Here is an 18,068-nt window from a genome sequence, read left to right as displayed (position 1 = left end):
CCAAATGGTTGCTTATTCCTAATTGTAGGGCTTTTCATTGTTCGGACTTAAGCTCTGCGGACCAGGTAGAGCAGGGAAACGAGCAACGCGAAAGCGGCCGCTATGCTAAAGGCACCGAGGAACCCTTGGTAGCCATGGTAGAGAATGGCGTGCTGGACGGAAAGCGGAGAGAGGAACTGCCCGATGAAGATTGAGGTCGTAAGCCCACCGAAGAAACGGCCTCGCTGCCCGGATGGGATCAGGTCGGCTAAGCTCGAATTCGCGTTTGGGCCAATCATTCCGGAGCCAAGTCCACTGAGCGCCATGGCAATGAAGAAAAAAGGGAGGCTTTCCGCGTGGGCGACGACGCTGAAGGCCAAGGCAATTAGGCCAAAGCCAAGCGAGAAGGCTCGGGGAGCCGACACCCATTGGCGAACTCGATTGTAGTTGAAGCCGGATACGGCACCGAAAAAGTTGCTGGTAGCGATGATGGCCCCGACTAGCGGAGGACTGAGTTCGAACTTTGACTTGAGCAGGAAGGGCAATTGTGAAGCGATGAGGTAGAAGAGCAGCATTCCCGAAAAGGAGGTTGCGTAGAGCAGCGTCACTCTGATGGCTGGTATCTCTTGGAGGTCGCTTTTCTCACCGATGTCCGGCTGCGTTGGCGCGGCGCGGTTCGGCGGCTCTTTTATAAAAGCGAATACGGCGGCGAATACCAAAAGCGACAGCGAGTAGAGCGCGAATGGGTAGCGCCATGAGGCTTGGGCAAGAAAACCGCCCGCCACGAGAAAAAGGACGGCGCTTAGCGCCATAGCGGCGAATTGCAGCCCGAGAAAGTTGAGGCGACGGGGGCCTTCGAAGAGATCGGCGATGAGGGTATTGGAACTGGTCATAACGCCTGACACCGCCATGCCCAGAGCGAAGCGGGAGGCGATTAGCAAGTAGAGGTTGTTGGCGTAGTAGCCATAGGATCCAGCTAAGGCGTAGAGGATGAGGCTACTCAGTAGAACCTTTTTGCGTCCCCATCGATCGCACAACAAACCAGCGGGCAAGGAGCAGATCGCAACGCCGAGGCTGGTGACGGTAAGTACCAGCGGGGCTAGGGTAGCGGCGCTGGGGAAGTGGGCGAACGCCGCTCCGATGCCGGGGAGAGCGGGGGCGATGATTGCCCCGGCCATGACAGTCATGGACGCGGAGGCGAGTAGGGAGGCCTTGGCCGCTTTGGCAATCTGTTGCATGGACGGTCCCGCAGGGGGACTAGTCGTGGGTCGCTTGCATGGCTTGATGCAGCTTGCTCGAGAGGCGGCTCACGGTGTCTTGCAGGCTTTTCTGCTCGGCGATGTTCTTGTTTTCGAGAGGGTCGGCTTCGTGGTCGTAGAGCATGCGAGCGGTGAACTCTCCCTTTGAATCTATGTATTCGGAATAGCGATACTGAGATGTTCGAATGGAGTCTCCGCGCCCGAAACGGCTCGCTGCGACCTCCGCCCATGGGCGGCTTGGATCGCGAAGAAGGGGAACGAAGCTTTTGCCTTCCACGCTGTGTGGTATTGGCACTCCCGCGAGCTCGCAGAGCGTTGGGTAGATGTCGATGGACTCCGTGAGGCCGGAGGTGCGTCCCGGCGTGAAGCCGGGGGCTTTGAGCAAGAGCGGAATGTGCAAGGAGGACTCGTAGACCGAGTGCTTGCACCAGAGGGAATGGTCGCCGAGGTTCCAGCCGTGATCGCCCCAGAGGACGACGATGGTATTGTCGTCGAGCTGCAGCTGTTGCAGGGCTTGGAGTATTTTGCCGATTTGGGCGTCCACGTAGCTGACACAGGCGTAATAACCGCGAATGAGCTCCAAGGCTTGCGCGTCGGAAACGGGGCCTTGCTTGGGGATGCCGTTGTAGTTGCGCAGCTCGCCGAACTTGTGCAGTGACTCTTGGGGCGCGTTTGCGGGAGATGAATAGTTCTGGGGGAGTTGTATCGACTCTGGTGGATACAGTTCCCAGTATTTCTGGGGAGCAACGAACGGCAGGTGAGGCTTGGCGAAACCGACCGCAAGCAAGAATGGAGTTTCGGGATCAGCGGACCGTTCCTCGAGTTTTTTGATCGCTTGCAACGCGAGGTCGCCGTCGCCGTAGAAGGCGTCATCCACGTTGGCGCTCTCTATCGGATCGCCCCGAGGTCCGCTTGCCTTGGCAGAATCGTGGAACTTGGGACGATCGCTTTTCCAAGGCTTTTCCGACCAGCCGTCTTCGTGGTCGTCTTTGTGGTGGTACACCTTCCCGAGGGAGATCGCATGGTAGCCGGCGTTTTTGAAATGGGTATTCAGGGGGACGGCCCAAGGGGCATCCTTGTGGGCGTAAGCGTTATGGGTCACGAAGCGGTCCTTGGTCGGACGCACGCCGGTGAGCATGCTGGAGCGGGAAGCTCCGCAGGTGGCGACCATGCAGTAAGCTTGTTCGAAGAGCAGGCTTTCCGAGGCAAGTTGGTCGATATGGGGCGATTGGATGTGGGCGGCTCCGTACGCCCCGAGTTCGGGGCGGAGGTCGTCAACCGCGATGAATAGAATGTTGTGGCGCGAATGCTCCTCTCCAGCCCGAACTGAGACGGGAGCGAGCGGGCAGAGGCAGGCTAGCATGAGGAGGGGAAGTGGGGATTTCATAGTGTGGAAAGGGTAATTGACCTTTGGCTCTCGCCTCGAAGGAAGCTCGCTACTAATTGTAGGATTCGCCGCGTTTCGCCCTTGGGGGGAGGCTATCGGACCTAGGATGTGATCGGGATCTGAATGATCTCCATCGTGGCTTGGCGTTTATTGTCCTAGATTCGTGAATACAGCAGGGTAGCTGCTACCAGGAGAGACGTGACGGCGGCGATGAGGACTGCACCGGCTGCTATGTCCTTGACGCGGCGAATGCTCTCCTTGCGTTCTGGGCTTACTTCGTTTGCCAATTCCTCAATAGCGGTGTTGAGGGCTTCGGCGGAAAGCACGAACCCTGCGCAAAGCGTGACCGCTATCCACTCGCTGCCGGTGAATTCCAAGGCGAGTCCCAGCCCGCCTACGAGGGCGGCGCAGGCGAGCTGGATCTTGGCGTTTGTTCCGCAGGCGATGAAATCGCGTATCCCGCGAATGGCGTGAGCGAAGGACTGGATACGCTTTTTCATTTTTGGGGGTGGAGCCCTGAGCGGATGCCTATTCTCCGAAGCGGGCCCAGAGCTTGGGAAGTCGCTTGGCGCATTCTTTCGGGTCGTCCACGTCCCAGTTTTCTCCGCTCGGCTCGCTGCGCCGCTTGAAGTCGACGTAAGGGATTTCGTTGCCTGTCTTTTCCTCGTAAACCTCGGCGGCGACGTAGCCGAAGGACTCGTTAGCGATGTACTCGTCGTCATCGACTAGATCGGCGATGTTGTCAGGCTTTTCGAGGGCAGCCTCAAAGAAGCTCCTGCCTCTCGATATCAGGCCGTAGCGGAAATCGATGAAGCCGTCGTCGGAACAGCCGCCTTCCATTAGGTAGGCGGCAGCCCACAGTTCCCAGTTATAGGCGCGGTCCATTTCTCGATCGAAGTGTTCTTGGAACTGGGCGATCCTTTCCGGCGAAAGCTTGAGGAGCCGTTTTCTCAAGTCTTCCTCGGCGGCTTCTTTGTTTAAGCCTTCGAGGTGTTTCCAGAACTGTTTTTTCGCTTCGGACATTTGTTATTCCTTTTTTGATGTTGGGTTGCTGTGGAAAGGTTTCGCTCGACGCCCGTTTTTGATTGGGCAGGGCGAAGGGAGTGTCGGAGTTTTATGTGATAGAGGTGATTTCTGTCGTCGCAGCCTTAGCGCTTGCTGTTGGCGCTGTGGCAGGATGGGCATTGGATTATGGATACGCAGTCTTCGGAGGCAGGTTTCTCGAGGAAGCCTAGTGGGGGCAAGCTGAGTTCCCTTCATTTATTGCATCTTGTGGGAAGCGACCTTGCGTCGCGATTGGAGATCGCTTGATCGCGACGCAAGGTCGCTTCCTGCGGAAAAATGCAGATAGGAATTCTGCAAGGAACTACAATTATACCTCAACAGAGCCTCCTCTTGGCTGGGATAGGTCTGCACGGTCTTTTTCATGCGAAGAGGCGGAAGGAAGAGTGTCAGGCGAGAATGAAACCGAGTATGGCGACAATTATGAGCCGTATTTGCATGGAGGAAAAGCCAGAAAAATAGCGGCAAAGAGGATAGCCAGGAAAAGGGGCGAATCCGTGGCGGTGCAGAGGTTTCGCGTTGCCAACTCGGAGTCGCGTGATTGGGAGCAGACGCAAAAAAGGCCGCCTTGGGAGAGGCGGCCTGCGATGATTGTTTTCTCGGGCTGGCGATCAGAGGTCCAGATCGAGGGAGAGCACGAATTGGCGACCGGGTACGCGGACCTCGCTGATGGCTTGGCCGGTGTAGAAATCGATGTGCTTTGGCACGTAGCGATCTCCGGGGAAGGCGTTGCGAACTTGGAAGCGCAGGGTGTAGTGGCGGTCGTCGAGAAACTCGAGCTTGCCGCTGTAGCCGAAGGTGAAGTCGACGGCGTCCTCTTTTGCTCCCTTGAGGATGATGCTGGTATCGGGCACCAGGGCACCGTTAACGTCCTGGACTCCAAAACCGACGGCGGGGGCGTCGCGCCAACGGTAGGCAGCTCCCACGTTGAGCCCCTTGAACTTGCCTTCGGTGAAGCGGTACATGGCGTTCACGTTCCAGCGGTTTTGGCGGACGAATTCGTTGGGGCGCCCTTCGTAGGCTTGCATGACCGGAATGCCGGCATTGCCGAGGAAGACGTCGCGTTCGAACTGTTCTTTCATGGTGTTTCGCGTCCAAGCGGTTTGCCCCATCAAGCCCATTCCGGAATAGATGCTGTCGTTGTTTTGTCCCCAAGGAAGATTGGGATTGCCCACGTTGGTGGGATTGGAGCTGCCGTTGCCGCCACCGTCGGGAATCATGTCCCAGCCGAAGTAGTCGATGCCCGGGGCGAGTCCGTCGTTGGGATCGAGGTCGAGACCGTCCATGTCGAAGCCAGCCGGATTGTGAAAATGGGACTGGCTGTCGCCAGGCACATAACCTTCCACGAATTTGGTATTCTCCATGATTTCGTAAAGCTCTTGGGCGAACTGTATCCAGTTTGTGGCGATGTTGGATTGAACGACCTGCTGGTCGTTCCAGGTGGCTCGGATATCGAGGTTCTTCTTGGGCTTCCAGCGCAGGGTGATTTCGTCGCCGGTAGCCACGGTGTCAGCAGACATGGCGTATGGATCGCCGTAGTTGAAGAAGTTCATGGCATCGAAACCGCCGCCTGACTCGAAGGGGTAGATCTTGGTGGGGTCGGCAGAGGTCGCGAGGAATGGCCAGTCCGGGAAGCGGCTGGTGAATGACTCGAAGGAGTTCAGGTCGTATACGAGGCCTTGTAGCAAGTCTCTGGATACGGGGCGCAAGGCAAAGCGGAAGCGACGGAATGGGAGGTTGAGATTGGAGGGGCCTGCGGTGGTTTCGTATTGGTTGTAGCGCACCGAGAACTTGTCTTCGAAGAGGCTAAGGCGGAAACCGATGTCGTCGCCACTGCCTTTTTCTCCCTCTTGGAAGGATCCGTCCGGCTCCAAGCTGGTACGGTTCGGCTGGAAGGTGTTGGAGTCGCTGTAGAGCAGTGACAAGTCGGCTCCGAGGGGGAGTTTCCAGTCCCATCCGCGGAAGGGGTGGAGCACGACGCCTTTGTATTCGGTTTCTCCGGACGATGCGGCGCCGAAATCTTGGTAGCCGTAGAGGCTGCGGTGGGCTTGGAAGCCCGCTGAGCCCGCGGAAACGACTTGGCCAGTCTCTGGGTTTTGCCAGAAAACTTCAGGGGCCTGCTCGTCGGCGCTGTTTAGCGTGTCCTCTCTCCAGCCGTAGGTGAGTACCACGCGGTTGTCCGCGAGAAACCCTTGGTAGGCCCATTGCTTGGTTTCGAATTTGGTTTTGATGCCGCCGACGTTGCGGCCGGTGATGAGCTGTTCCCCGTTGGTGCCGACTGCAGCGTGGTAGGGATCGATGGTCCATTCTTCGCTGTTGCTGTCCACGATGGTAAAGGGCTGACCGGGGTAGAAGTCGGTTTGCGGAATGAAATCGCCGTATCGGTCAAGGTAGGTGCGGACGCTGAGAAAGCGGTTGCCGTCGATGCCGGTGAAGTTGGCTCCCAGCTCGGATAGGGCGAGGCGTCCGAGCGTGTCGTCTGGATAGTCCGCGTAAGGATAGTTGTCGAAGTAAGGGTCGCGCATGACTCCGTTTTCCACCTTGGGCTGGATGTAGTAGCGGTACTCTTGGGACATGGTCTCCTGGTTCGATTCGGAAGCGAGGAGGGCGAGGCGATGCTTGCCGAAGTGTTTGAAAATGCTGTCGTTGAAGGTGTCCTTGAAGTCGAACTCGTAGGACAGGGCGGTGCGCCATTCATCGCGTTCGCGCTCTCCTTCGTTCGATTCCGGAGACCCTTGGAAATAGAGCTGTCCAGCGTAGGGATTCGGGGTGACTCCGTTCGGAAGGTAGGCGTTCGGATCGACTTGCAGGGTGACGCTGCTGCGGAAGCCCATGAGGTTGCCATAAAAGTCGTCGTAAGTCTCCTTTTGGAATGCTGCTTCGAAGTGGAGATTCTCCACGATCTCATGGTTGAAGAAAACGTTGAAGATCTCAGCGGAGTCTTCCTCCCAGTCGATATTGAACATGGTGTTGCGACTGCGATCGTAGCGGTTGTCGTTGGGCAGGGTGGTGCCGTCGACGTCGCGATTGACGGGGTCGATCAGTCCTGGATAGCCGTCGAGGCGCTCGACGCCTACCGAGCCGTACCAGCTGTTGGGGGCAACCCCTCCAGGGTTGTATCCAGTGAGCAATACGATTGCTTCTCCGCTGGTACCGAAGACGTTTGGATCTGCGATGGCGCGAGGGGAGAGCTCGCCCGCATCGTTGAAGTCGCCGTCGTTGTTGAGATCGACACCGTCGCGCCAAGTTGCGGTATTTTGGAAGAGGTGCTGGTTGCCGTAGGCGGTGGAGCCGAGATCGCCGGCCATGTACCAAAGGGAGGCCTCGTCGTATGGTGCGTTGCGAGCGGGGCGGCGGCTTTCGATATCGGCTGTTTCGTAGTGCAACGAGAAGCTGGTTTTCTCGAAGGGGCGGTAGAGGGCGGTGGCGTAGAAGCGCTCGCTCTTTTCCCAGGCGGGTTCGACGTCGAATGACTTTTTCGAATCGACCGCGGAGATGCGAAAGGCGAGCTTGTCGTCGATAATTTCGGTATTGTAGTCGAACTCTACGCGGTACCCCTCCCAGCTGTCCATTTGCGCGCCAACTTTTCCAAAGGTGTCGAAGGTGGCCCGCTTCAGCGAGGAATCCACCACTCCGCCGGGACTGCCCGTTCCGAACAGGATGGAGTTCGGCCCGGAGGACATGGTGACGCGGCTGAGGTTGTAGTTGTCTGACGCCAGGTAGGTGCCGAAAAATTCGCGAGTACGGCTGCTGGTAGCCAATCCGCGGATACGGACGGCGCCGTCGTTGCTTTGCTTGCCCGCTCCGCTGGAGGCGTATTCCTCCTGATTTTCCATATTGAGCGAATAGACTGCGGCCTCCTCGATCGAGTTGAGTCCGTAGTCGTCCATGAAGTCCATGGTGATGACCTCGACCTGGGAGGCGACGTCCTCGAAGCTCGTTCGCATGCGACTGCCCGCTAGCGTTTCGGTCGCGTACCAGCCCTGCTCGGGCTTAACTTCGAAAGGGGAAAGCTCGAAAATATCTTCCTCCTCGCTCTCTTGAGCGAAAGAGGGGGACAAGTAGATGAGAGAAAGGGCTAGCAAGCTAGCCGTGGATCGGGGGATGAGACCGCTCCTGTGGGGAAAGGCCGATGAATGCGACCCGGAGGTGTTAGTCTTTGAAGTAGTCATTGTGACAAAGTTCGTAGTGAGCGGAAACGGCTCAACTCAGCCATGCCGTGACTTTTTTAGGGGTACGTGCAGGCGGAGTTGAGCGTCGCCTGTTGTCGATGGATTTTGTGTAGTATTTTAGAAGTGGTCAAGTTAGATGATATCAAAAATGAAAACAAAATGATTAAAAACATATGTAGGTTACAAAAATGAAATCATAAAGATGGGTTTCGCATCGAAATTAGTGTGGGAATTGCGCAAAAACGGGCCGTTTTGGCCGTTTGCGGCGTTACGGGCTATCGTTTGGCAGTTTTTGGAGGAGGGGCGAAAATTAGGCAAAACAAGGGTAAACGCTTACTTGAAGGCGGCTTGAACCGGGCTGGAGCTCCTAGCGAGCGAAGATATTTCAAAATTGAAATAGCGTCCTCCCTCCTAGGAGTAGTTTCGCCTCTTTCTAGAGCTTACCCACCTTTCCATCATTTGCCAGCGGGGTGAGGGAGTCTCGGGAGCTCAACTCGAAGCCCTTGGCTTCTCGATTTGCTTTATCGAATAAGGAGCTGAGGCCTTGGGGCTTATCTCAGTGATTCTGAAGTCGTCATCGCTCCAGGCGATCGTTTCGGGGCCCGGGGCGCCTGCAGGACCGAGCGCCGATCGCGAAGCGGGGCTGCGTTTAGGCCTGCAATCTGGAGGCAGAGGATGGCGGTGGGCGCTGCTCTTCTCGAGCCGCGCTTGATTTAGCCTTCTCTCGCCGTCGAAGCGGAAACTTTGATAAGGAGTTTCAAAAATGAAATTTAAACTGACGATAAACAACAAAAAAGATAGTGAAGTGTGTCTTAAAGGGTTGACTGCTTTATTTTTTGTCATGATAACCGGAGCGTACTCCTTAGAACCGAAGTGTTCTCGTATGCCCCGAAATTCTCTCCGAGGCTCCTGCGGGAGCTGACTACAAACAAACGACCCCCATGAACAAAACAAACGCACCCAAAACTGCGGATGGCATCTGCGTCCGCGTGTTGAAGAACCGGCGGATCCCCACATTCGCTTGCGTCGCTGCTGCGGCGATGTCGGCTTCTCTTCCGCAGAGTCTCCTCGCTCAGGACGAGGAAGAGGAAATCTTCGAGCTTTCTCCTTTTGAAGTTACGGCAGACGAAGGTTGGCGCGCCTCCGAAACCCTTGCGGGTTCTCGCATGCGTACGAACTACACGGACGTGGCGACCCAGATCGAGGCCCTGACTACGGACTTCATGGACGACTACGGGCTCAACAACTTGGAGGAGGCAGCCATGTACACGGTCAACGTGGAAGGTACCGACGAGCTTGTGACCGGCAACGGCCTTCCGGGCTCGGCGGGCAACGTTCGTATTCGCGGTCTTGCTGGCGGAACGAACTCTCGCGAGTTCTTCGCTCTGCGGGCTCCCGGCGACAACTACAACGTGGACCGCATCGAAATCGCATCTGGACCCAACTCCATTCTTTTTGGAACGGGAAGTCCGGCTGGCGTTATCAACGGAACGCTCAAGCGCGCCACTTTGAGCGACGACTTCGGCAAGGTTCGCCTGCAAGCGTCCAGCTTCGGTGGATATCGCGGGCAAGTCGACCTCAACCGCGTGTTGATCGAGGACAAGTTGGCGGTTCGCGTTGCCGCTGTCAACGAAGACAAGCGCTGGGAACAGGATTACGCGGACGAAACCCGCCGTCGCTCGTATGCAACTTTCACCTACAAGCCCTGGGAGAACTCCACCTTCTCCGTGCATTTCGAAGACGTACGCATCGAGTCCCATCGTCCTTCCCGCAACTATCCGACTGACGGCATTACGGGCTGGTATCTCTCCGAGTCGATAGGTAACGGAGGCGGCTACCCAAACGAGTATATATTCCCCAATACGGCCGATTGGGCCAATGGAACGGATCTCAATGACGACGGCGACTTCAACGATCCAGGCGAGGTCAATCGTCGCGTCTTCGTGGATGGTAACCAGTTGTTCGAGGGCGGCGATAACGTGCCGGTCATCGTTGACGGCGTAGGAGCCGATGCGGGAGTTCCCGTTTGGGGCTGGCAGAACTCTGTGGAAGCGCGCTCGCCAAAAGACTGGGATCACATCCCCGGTATCAATCGCGAGGCCGATGGCTACACGCTTCTCAACGACAACTTTTATCCGTCGAACGTCAACACGCTCAGCAACGTTCGTTGGGATGAAAGCGACTACCAGGTCATCAATGCTTTCTTCACCCACAAGATCGCCGAAGATTTCTACTTCGAATTCGGTATGCAGGAAGAGCGCAATGGCGGTACCTTCAAGGAGCGCATAAACTACATTGGCGGCGTTCAGGTAAATGTAGACCCGAATCAGTACCTGCCCGATGGAGTGACTCCGAACCCGAACGCAGGAAAGCAATACTTCCAAGGCTACCCAGCCTTTGACGAGTCAATGGGCAAAACGCAGGATTTCCGTGCGGCGCTTTCCTACGAGTTTGACTTCAAGGACAAGACGGATCGATTCGCTTTTCTTGGCCTGCACCGTTTCGGAGCCTTGGCTTCTGGAAACAATTCCGAAAGCCGAAACCAAGTCTTCCGCTACCACCTCCAGCCGACGCTGGAAAATGGTGAATGGAAGGACGCTCAGATTCCAGGTCTTGAGTATGCTCAGACCGAAATCATTCCAGGTTTCAACTCAACTCCGCTGATTTCCTCTCCTTGGCAGACGCTCAACGGTATGGTGGTGCGTGACGACAATGGAAATCCCGTTCCGAACGCGAATTCCGCTTGGTTGCAGGATGGCAAGCGCCGTCCGCAAAATCGCGCTTACGTCGACGCGAGTATGATCGTGCCGAACGCAGCCATGAACCCTGGCGAGAATTGGAGTATCGTCGATGGCAATGGCGAGACTTGGGTAATGAACCCTCGAGAGTGGGGATACACCGATAGCAATGGCGTACCCATGGTCCAGAGCGATGGATCAGCGAATTCCAGCAGGGATCGCCTGCGCACCGAGCAGTTCAGCTACCAAGGTTTCTTCTGGGGGAATCGCGTCATCGCCACTTACGGCTACCGCAAGGACCGCGTTAATAGCACCAAGGTCATTGCGGAGCAAAACTCCGACCTCGGTCTCCGCACCAATACCTTGCTCGCCGATTTCTCCGCCTTCAATCCGGAAACGGCGGATAGCGGTATCACCCGCACCAAAGGGCTCATTCTCCGTCCGATCGACGACATCATCAAGCTGCCTCTTGGGATAAAGGTCGGCTTCCACTACAATGAGTCTTCAACGTTCCAGCCCTCCACCAGCCAGTTCACTGCTTTCGGTGAACGTGTGCCAGGCGCCTTGGGCGATGGCGAGGACAAGGGGGTAACCATTGGCATGTTCGACGGCCGCCTGACCGCTCGCTATAATGAATTTGTGAATACGGCTGGCCCTTCTCGCGCTGGTAACACGCCATTTAACCGTTTCCGCTTTACCCTCAATGGATCCATAAACCGTATCAAGCAAGTGCTGCCGTCCTACAAGGAAGAGGCAGGTTGGCCGCAAAGCCGTGGTGGACCTGATTCCCCAGGCGTTTACGACACCCGAGCCGGTGAGTATTGGGTTACCAGCTTTGCGGAAGCTACCGGCAAGGAGTTCTCCCTCAATTGGGCGGCAACCGACAACCTCGACATTCGTTTCAACTGGAACGAGCAGCAAGTCGTGGAAAGCGACATCGGCAATCCATGGCTTGAATACACGGATACGATCGAGGCCTTCATGGATGGCATTACCTTCAAGGAAAATGGTAATGCAAACCCGCAAGACCGAAACGGCGACGGCGTGGTTAGCGATTACACTTGGGACACGGCTCCGCAGAATGGCAACCAGTGGCCAAACGCTGACCCGAACAATCCGGACGCGGTCTTCACTATCAAGGATCGTTGGGTTGACCAAGTTCGCAACGGCGGCAACGGCATCGGCATCATCAAGGCCTTGGAAGGCAAGTCTAACGACTTCGTTCGCCAAAACCGGTTCAACTTGAACGCGAACTACCGTTTCAAGGACGGCAAGCTCAAGGGAGCTTCCTTCGGTGGCGCGGTCCGTTGGCGCGAAGCTCCACTTATTGGATACGGTTCAGCGATCGTAGCAGGAACGGAAATCGTCGACCTAACCCAGCCCTACTACGGCAAGGAAGAGCTCTACCTCGACCTTCGCTACGGACACCGCGGACTGAAGATGCCGTTCTTCGACCGCAAGTTTAACCTGAACCTCAACGTCCGCAACGCTCTCGATGAAGATGCCGACATCCCAACGCTCTACAATGCGCTGGGCGAGCCGATCCGCTTCGGACGCATCACCGGTCGCGAGATCATTCTCGGCATCGACTTCGACATCTAGGCGGTAAGCAAGCTCAGCTCAACATTTCGCAATGCAAAGGCGCTCCTGATCGGGAGCGCCTTTTTGGGGGATTTGTAGAAAAACGAAGATTATTCGCTATTGTGCCTGTAGGGCTGGCGCTCGCGCCACGCCGCATCTCGGAACGATTGAATCCGGGACTTGCGGCACGTCGCAAGCGACGGCCCTACGCCGCGATATGTAGCGTTAGACCGCTCTAGAATGAGTCCGCTTGGCGGTAGGCGTCGATGACGGCTTGTTCGCCTGCGGCGCCTTTGATGGAGTTGCCGTGCTCCATGCCGACGACGAAGTCCTTTCCCTCCTCCTTGCTGCGGTCGTATATATATTTGAATACGTTGCGGTAATTGATTTCGCCGGTGCCTGGCTCCTTGCGGCCGGGATTGTCGCCCACTTGAAAGTAGCCGATCTCGCTCCAGCACATCTTGATGTTGGGGATAAGGTTTCCTTCCGCGATTTGCTGGTGGTAGATATCGAAAAGGATCTTGCAGGCAGGACTGTCCACGGCGCGGCACACGGCGTAAGCCTGGTCGGAACGCTCGAGGAAAACGCCTCCGTGGTTGGCGTGCCAGTTGAGCGGTTCCAGAACCATCGCCAGATCGTGCGGTTCCAGGATTTCCGCGCAGCGGCGCAGCAGGTCGATGGCGTTGGCAGTTTGGTAGCCTTCGGAAAGTCGGGACCCGCCGTACTTGTTCCATTTGCCGTCGTCCGGATGCTGCTGGTCGACGGAGCCCGGTACCACGGTGAAGTGGGTGGCGTTCACGCGTTTGGCGACTTCTACCGCGTTGCGCATGTTAGAGAGGATCTCCTCGGTGGAGTCCGCGTCTGGGCGGGTGAAGGTGGGTTTGTCGAAACTGGCGTAGGCGACGAAGACGCCCATTTTCATGCCGAGGGAGTCGAGGGTTTGGCCAATCTTGGCCTGCAGTTCGACGGGGCGTCCGGCGATTCCGTTGTCCTCCCAGGCGGTGAAGCCTTGGTCGGCGGCGAACTTGATCTGGTCGATAATAGCGTCGCCGGCAGACGCTTTGAACATGTTAGGGTGCGGAGCGTAACGGAGCTTGAATTTTTGCATGCTGCGAGTGGAAGCGTTTAGGGAGGGGGTGAACAATGGGGTGGAGGCGAGCGCAGCTCCGGCGAGGAGCCCGTTGCGGACGAAGTCTCTTCGTTTCATATGGCAAATAGTGGCTAAATGGATACGTTTTTAGGTGCGGGTAATCGTCTCGGTCCGCGCTTCGGTGGACGAGGGCGAGCATGGGGGTCAGGAGGCGAGTATCCGGACAGCTCCGCGCAATTTAAAGCGTAAAAGTTATCAAGCGTTAAGAAGACAGATTGCGCTCTTCGTGGTAGCTTCGGTCCATGAAAAACCGATTCTCCTGCATGACGGCAAACTTCGTGGCGCAACCGCTGGGCTATCACATGACGGAGGGATGGGCTCAAGGGGACGGAGCCACCAATGACGCTTTCGCTCCGCTGGAGACCTTTGCGGATTGCTTCGAGGGATTGCTGGTCCAGATAAAGGACCTCGGGTTCTCCGCGATCGATCTGTGGTCGCGGCACTTGGCTTGGGAATGGGCCACTCCGGAACATATGGCGATTGCCAAGGAGCTGTTGAAGAAGCACGGCGTCACGGTGCGCAGCTATTCGGCTTGGGTGATGGGAGGAGAGAGCGACCTGCGGGCCGCCTGCCGTTTTTGCCGCAGCTTCGATATTCCTTACATCGTTGGGCATATTGAACTTGTGGATACGGATCGTGATCTTGCGGTTTCGATCTTGCGGGAGTTTGCAGTCGCTTACGCGATCGAGAACCACACGGAAACGAGTATCGAAGCATTGGAGTCTCGATTGGGGGAAGGGGACCGAGATGTCATTGGTATCGGCTTGGATACGGGATGGTGCGCGACGCGGAATTGGGATGCTCTGGAAGGACTGCGTCGCTTGTACGATCGGATCTTCGTCGTGCACGCCAAGGACGTCTTGGCCAAAGCTTCGGAAGAGACGGGATACCAGTTTGTCGACTGGGGACACGAGACCTGTCGGCTAGGCGATGGAATTGTGCCAGTCGAGGCGGTGCTCAAGGAGCTGCGGCGCCGGGGATTTCGCGGTTCGATCTGCATCGAGCACGAACCGGAGCGATACGATCCGAGCGAGGAGATCAAGGAGAGCCTGGCCTTGGCGGAAGCCTGGTGGCAGGAGGCCAAGCCAGTGGTGAAGGATCCATTGAAGGTTGTGGTCGTTGGCTGCGGCAATATCGCGAATTCCTATGGCGAGGCCATGGAGCAAAGGCCGGAGATCGAAGTGCTTGGCGCCTGCGATCTCGACCGGGAAAGGGCGAAGGAGTGGACCGGTCGCTTTGGCGGAAAAGCGTATCCAGATTTTGATGCAGTTCTCGCTGACGAGGACGTGGAAGCGATCGTTAACCTTACGATACAAGCGGCTCATGTGGAAGTTGTCAGTAAAGCCTTGAAGGCGGGAAAGCATGTCCACTCCGAAAAGCCGCTGGCTCCGAGCTATGCGGAAGCCAAAGCGCTCGTGGACTTGGCGGAGAGCGAGGGGCTGCGCTTGAGTTGCGCGCCGGTAACCTGGTTGGGCGAGTGCCAGAGGACGGCCCGACGCCTTGTGTTGAGCGGTGGCTTAGGGACGCCGCGGATTGCCTACGTCAACGTGGATTGGGCTCGCATCGAGCACTGGCATCCGAACCCGAAACCGTTTTACGAAGTCGGACCTTTGGCGGACGTGGGTGTCTACTCGCTCACGCTTCTTACGGCATGGTTCGGTCCGGTGAGGCAAGTGGTGGCGGACGGCACGGTACTCGTGCCTCAGCGCACTGCTGCGGACGGGGAAGGCTTCGAGGTGACGCGGGAAGATTGGATGACGCTAAGCTTGCTTTTCGAATCCGGTTTCCGGGCGCGTATCACAGCCAGCTTTTATGTGGGGGCGGTGGGCGGTTTGACGCCGGATTTGGAGATTCATGGCGACGAGGGATCCTTGCGGACTCAATGGTTCGCTGCGACCGCTCCGATCGAAGTGGGGAAGGTGGGCGACCCGAAAGGATATACGGCGCTCGCTCACGACCAGCGATGCTTGGGCGAGGGGGAGTGGTACTGCGATTGGAGCGCCGGGGTGTACGAGCTTTGGAAGGCTTTGAGGTCGGACCGGGCTCACCCCACTAGCGGCGCCCAAGCAGCCCATGTGGTTGAGATCGTCGAGGCGGCCCACGAGTCGATGCGAGCGGGACGTTCGGTAGCGGTGGCGAGCTCGTTTCCGGCGCCGCAGCTCTCCTGAGCTGATCGCAAGCTCGGTGCTTGCCAGAGCCGCGAATTCCTTTCCTATTGCGGGGATGTCCCAGACCGCTGCCAACCTTCTGATCAAGCCCCTCAACGCTGCCGCTAAAGAGCGCTACCAAAACCATGGCCATTTCCACGATGGCGATGCGGGGCTCGATCTTTACACGATCGAAGAGCTGCGGATCGAGCCGGGCGAAACGAAGCTTATCGAATTCGGAATTTCCTGTCAGCCGACCAACGGAAAAGCCTACTTTTTGATCCCGCGTTCCTCCATTTCCAAGACGCCGCTGCGCATGGCGAACTCGATCGGCTTGATCGACGGCGGCTACCGTGGCCAGATCATGGCTGCGGTGGACAACATCAAGAGCGAAGCCTTCGTGGTGGAGGCGGGAACGAGGCTCTTCCAGTTGATCTTCCCGGATTGTTCGCCGATTTCCTACGAACTTGTCGAAGCGCTCAGTGAGACGACGCGAGGCAGTGGCGGTTTCGGCAGTACGGGCAAGTAAGGCTTTATCCCTAGTCGGCCTTTCAATAATTGATCAAAAGCTGTTTTATCTAGCCTCCGGTTAGACAGGATGGCGTCTCTGCGCAGGTTCATCCACATGCGCGAGTCCAACACAACGCTTAGAGCCATTGCCCGTCGGCGGTTATTCGAGGCATGCCTGATTGCTGCCTTTGCCTGCAAATCCTTGGAGGGAGGCGGCTTCGTCGACGTAAATCTCTATCCCGAGCTCACGGAAGAAAACCGTGACTCGGTCTTCACGGTAAACCTGTTTTCCAGCCTTCCGGGACGGTTTCACTATTTCAGTCTGACCAACATTATCAACCGCGGCGCCGATTCCGAGTTTTCGGGCGATTACCATTACTACACCGAACAGAATTTGCGCTGGGCCATTCGGGAGGACCAGCCCTGGGACCTCACCACGCAGTGGAATTTCCGCAGCGGCAAAGACAAGGAGCGCATTCGATTCGGAGCTCGGTGGCGATTGAGCGATGCCCGTCCCCTCGAGTCGTTTTTCGAATCCATTCATCTGACTTACTCCGTCAACTTCCACCTCGTCCAGTTGGACCACGAAGATGCGGACGTCTGGCAGATGGAGCACGCTTTCAGGAAGACTTTTCCAGAGGTGTCGGATCGCATCTACCTAGCCGGTTTTGTCGACCATACCTTTGGCGAGGACCTAGACGACCGCTTCCCGGATTCTCCTATCGTGGGAGAGGTGCAGTTCGGCTGCCGGTTGTCGGGGAACTGGAATTTGGTGGCCGAGTATCGGGTAAACGAATACAGAAGGTCCTCGACGAGCAATTTAGGTTTGGGAGTCCAGTACCTTTATCGCTGGTAAGATCAAGTAAACTTAAGTAGGAGGATTCGATGCATTGGAGACGTTTTTCTTGGTATGGAAGGGTGAGCCCAATGGGATCAGGGCGCGCTCACGGCGTGTTTGCCTGCCTGAGGCAAGCGGTTGGCCTCGCGATCGCCGCTCTGCTGGCATCCTGCGCCCCGAAGCAGGAGGAGTCAGTGAGCGTGGGCTTCATAGGACCGTTGACGGGAAATGCGGTCGACCTCGGCTTGGCTCCCTCCAAGGCGATCGCCCTGGCCATCCGGGAATACAACGAAACTCGGGGGGAGGGTGACCCTTTGGTGACCTTTGCCTTCGAGGACGATGGCTGGGACGGGGCGAACGCAGTGCCGCTCTACGAAAAGCTGAGGCGTGAGCATGACATCGACATCCTGATGATGAGCCATACCGACGGGACCATGGCCCTCCAGGATCGCGTGCGGGAGGACGGGGTGCTGCTGGTGAATTCCTTGAACAACGACCAACTGCTTTCGACCATGAACGAGAACACCTTCGTGATCGGGAAGAAGACCGAAGAAGCGGCTCAGATTGTGGCCGCCCGGGTCTTGGAGCTCGGCAAGAGGAAGGTGAAGGGCTTCCACGTGACCAATTCCTTCATGACGATTTCCGCTACTGCCTTCTCTGAGCACTTGCGACAGCACGAGGTAGAGGTGGAGATCGTGCCGGTCGACATTTCCAAGGTCGACTTCAAGGAGGAGTTGCAGCGTTTTCAAGCCGAAGGTTGCGACGCGATCGCGTTTTTTGGATACAAGAACTTCGGCTTTGCCATGAAGCAGGCGAGGGAGTTGGGCCTGGAAGCTCCGTTCTTCGCTTCCACGACGACTTTAGGAGATGGCTATTTCGAGAATTCGGAAGGCGCCTTGGTGGGGACCGAGTTTTCGTTTTTCACGGCGAACGATGGAAACTACGTTCTCGCTCGCCGGTTCCTGGACCGGTACCGTTTGGAGTACGGCGAAAAGCCGCTCTCCGTATGGCCGCCCATGCAGGCCTACGATGCAGCGAATATTTTGTTGAACGTACTCCGAAACGGGAAACGCGAAAGCGGTGAGCCAATGGTAGAATGGCTGAAGCGTTCCCTGCATGAAGTGAACTACTATCAGGGCGTCTGCGGAAACGTGGCGATCATGAAGGATGGCACCTCCCGGGGAATCTATTTCTCGCTTTACGAAGTGAAAGGCCCGGGGCAGGTGGAGAAAGTGAAGCGTTAGG

The 18,068-nt window shown here is 57.0% G+C and carries 11 protein-coding genes; 5 read left to right on the top strand and 6 right to left on the bottom strand.

From position 1 onward, the window contains the following. Positions 1–47: 47 nt before the first annotated feature. The 5 genes from IEN85_RS08430 to IEN85_RS08410 form a co-directional block, all read right to left on the bottom strand. Positions 48–1,217, bottom strand: a complete 1,170-nt coding sequence (locus IEN85_RS08430; protein ID WP_191616657.1) for an MFS transporter — start codon at positions 1,215–1,217, stop codon at positions 48–50. Between the two features lie 19 nt (positions 1,218–1,236). Then, positions 1,237–2,625: a sulfatase gene (locus IEN85_RS08425; RefSeq protein WP_191616656.1), complete on the bottom strand. Its 1,389-nt coding sequence runs from the start codon at positions 2,623–2,625 to the stop codon at positions 1,237–1,239. Between the two features lie 155 nt (positions 2,626–2,780). Then, positions 2,781–3,125: a diacylglycerol kinase family protein gene (locus tag IEN85_RS08420; RefSeq protein WP_191616655.1), complete on the bottom strand. Its 345-nt coding sequence runs from the start codon at positions 3,123–3,125 to the stop codon at positions 2,781–2,783. 28 nt (positions 3,126–3,153) lie between these two features. Next, positions 3,154–3,648 (bottom strand): DUF4240 domain-containing protein, encoded by a 495-nt coding sequence (locus IEN85_RS08415; protein WP_191616654.1) that lies wholly within the window; start codon positions 3,646–3,648, stop codon positions 3,154–3,156. Positions 3,649–4,298: 650 nt separating this feature from the next. Beyond that, entirely contained in the window at positions 4,299–7,859 is a 3,561-nt protein-coding gene (locus tag IEN85_RS08410; RefSeq protein WP_191616653.1) for a TonB-dependent siderophore receptor, read from the bottom strand. Positions 7,860–8,800: 941 nt separating this feature from the next. Between IEN85_RS08410 and IEN85_RS08405 the strand changes: the two genes are divergently transcribed. Continuing rightward, a complete protein-coding gene (locus tag IEN85_RS08405) occupies positions 8,801–12,199 on the top strand; it encodes a TonB-dependent receptor (protein WP_191616652.1) in 3,399 nt (1,132 codons plus the stop codon). Between the two features lie 214 nt (positions 12,200–12,413). Here IEN85_RS08405 and IEN85_RS08400 read toward each other — a convergent pair whose 3' ends face one another. After that, the gene (locus tag IEN85_RS08400; RefSeq protein WP_191616651.1) at positions 12,414–13,385 is read right to left on the bottom strand and encodes a hydroxypyruvate isomerase family protein; all 972 of its coding nucleotides are present in this window, start codon (positions 13,383–13,385) and stop codon (positions 12,414–12,416) included. Between the two features lie 185 nt (positions 13,386–13,570). On the opposite strand from IEN85_RS08400, the gene IEN85_RS08395 reads away from it, so the two are divergent. From IEN85_RS08395 to IEN85_RS08380, 4 genes are all read left to right on the top strand, one after another. Then, positions 13,571–15,496, top strand: coding sequence for a Gfo/Idh/MocA family oxidoreductase (locus tag IEN85_RS08395; RefSeq protein WP_191616650.1), 1,926 nt, complete (start codon positions 13,571–13,573; stop codon positions 15,494–15,496). A gap of 55 nt (positions 15,497–15,551) precedes the next feature. Then, positions 15,552–16,004: a dUTP diphosphatase gene (dut, locus tag IEN85_RS08390; protein ID WP_191616649.1), complete on the top strand. Its 453-nt coding sequence runs from the start codon at positions 15,552–15,554 to the stop codon at positions 16,002–16,004. 69 nt (positions 16,005–16,073) lie between these two features. After that, entirely contained in the window at positions 16,074–16,841 is a 768-nt protein-coding gene (locus IEN85_RS08385; RefSeq protein ID WP_191616648.1) for a hypothetical protein, read from the top strand. 71 nt (positions 16,842–16,912) lie between these two features. Next, positions 16,913–18,067 carry an ABC transporter substrate-binding protein gene (locus IEN85_RS08380; RefSeq protein ID WP_191616647.1) on the top strand — a complete coding sequence of 385 codons (1,155 nt, stop codon included), beginning with the start codon at positions 16,913–16,915 and terminating at the stop codon, positions 18,065–18,067. The last annotated feature ends 1 nt before the right edge of the window (position 18,068 follow it).

The sequence above is a fragment of the Pelagicoccus enzymogenes genome (assembly GCF_014803405.1).
In the GTDB taxonomy this organism is placed as follows: Bacteria; Verrucomicrobiota; Verrucomicrobiia; order Opitutales; family Opitutaceae; genus Pelagicoccus; species Pelagicoccus enzymogenes.
The sequence above is the reverse complement of the archived record's forward strand: the minus strand, read 5'-3'. Positions and strand labels throughout refer to the sequence as shown.

What these genes read in the sequence shown, in the direction of transcription:
- IEN85_RS08385 (WP_191616648.1), top strand. Translation starts at nt 16,074, where the DNA reads ATGGCGTCTCTGCGCAGGTTCATCCACATGCGCGAGTCCAACACAACG.
- IEN85_RS08430 (WP_191616657.1), bottom strand. Translation starts at nt 1,217, where the DNA reads ATGCAACAGATTGCCAAAGCGGCCAAGGCCTCCCTACTCGCCTCCGCG.
- IEN85_RS08425 (WP_191616656.1), bottom strand. Translation starts at nt 2,625, where the DNA reads ATGAAATCCCCACTTCCCCTCCTCATGCTAGCCTGCCTCTGCCCGCTC.
- IEN85_RS08395 (WP_191616650.1), top strand. Translation starts at nt 13,571, where the DNA reads ATGAAAAACCGATTCTCCTGCATGACGGCAAACTTCGTGGCGCAACCG.
- IEN85_RS08415 (WP_191616654.1), bottom strand. Translation starts at nt 3,648, where the DNA reads ATGTCCGAAGCGAAAAAACAGTTCTGGAAACACCTCGAAGGCTTAAAC.
- IEN85_RS08405 (WP_191616652.1), top strand. Translation starts at nt 8,801, where the DNA reads ATGAACAAAACAAACGCACCCAAAACTGCGGATGGCATCTGCGTCCGC.
- IEN85_RS08410 (WP_191616653.1), bottom strand. Translation starts at nt 7,859, where the DNA reads ATGACTACTTCAAAGACTAACACCTCCGGGTCGCATTCATCGGCCTTT.
- IEN85_RS08420 (WP_191616655.1), bottom strand. Translation starts at nt 3,125, where the DNA reads ATGAAAAAGCGTATCCAGTCCTTCGCTCACGCCATTCGCGGGATACGC.
- IEN85_RS08380 (WP_191616647.1), top strand. Translation starts at nt 16,913, where the DNA reads ATGGGATCAGGGCGCGCTCACGGCGTGTTTGCCTGCCTGAGGCAAGCG.
- IEN85_RS08400 (WP_191616651.1), bottom strand. Translation starts at nt 13,385, where the DNA reads ATGAAACGAAGAGACTTCGTCCGCAACGGGCTCCTCGCCGGAGCTGCG.
- dut (WP_191616649.1), top strand. Translation starts at nt 15,552, where the DNA reads ATGTCCCAGACCGCTGCCAACCTTCTGATCAAGCCCCTCAACGCTGCC.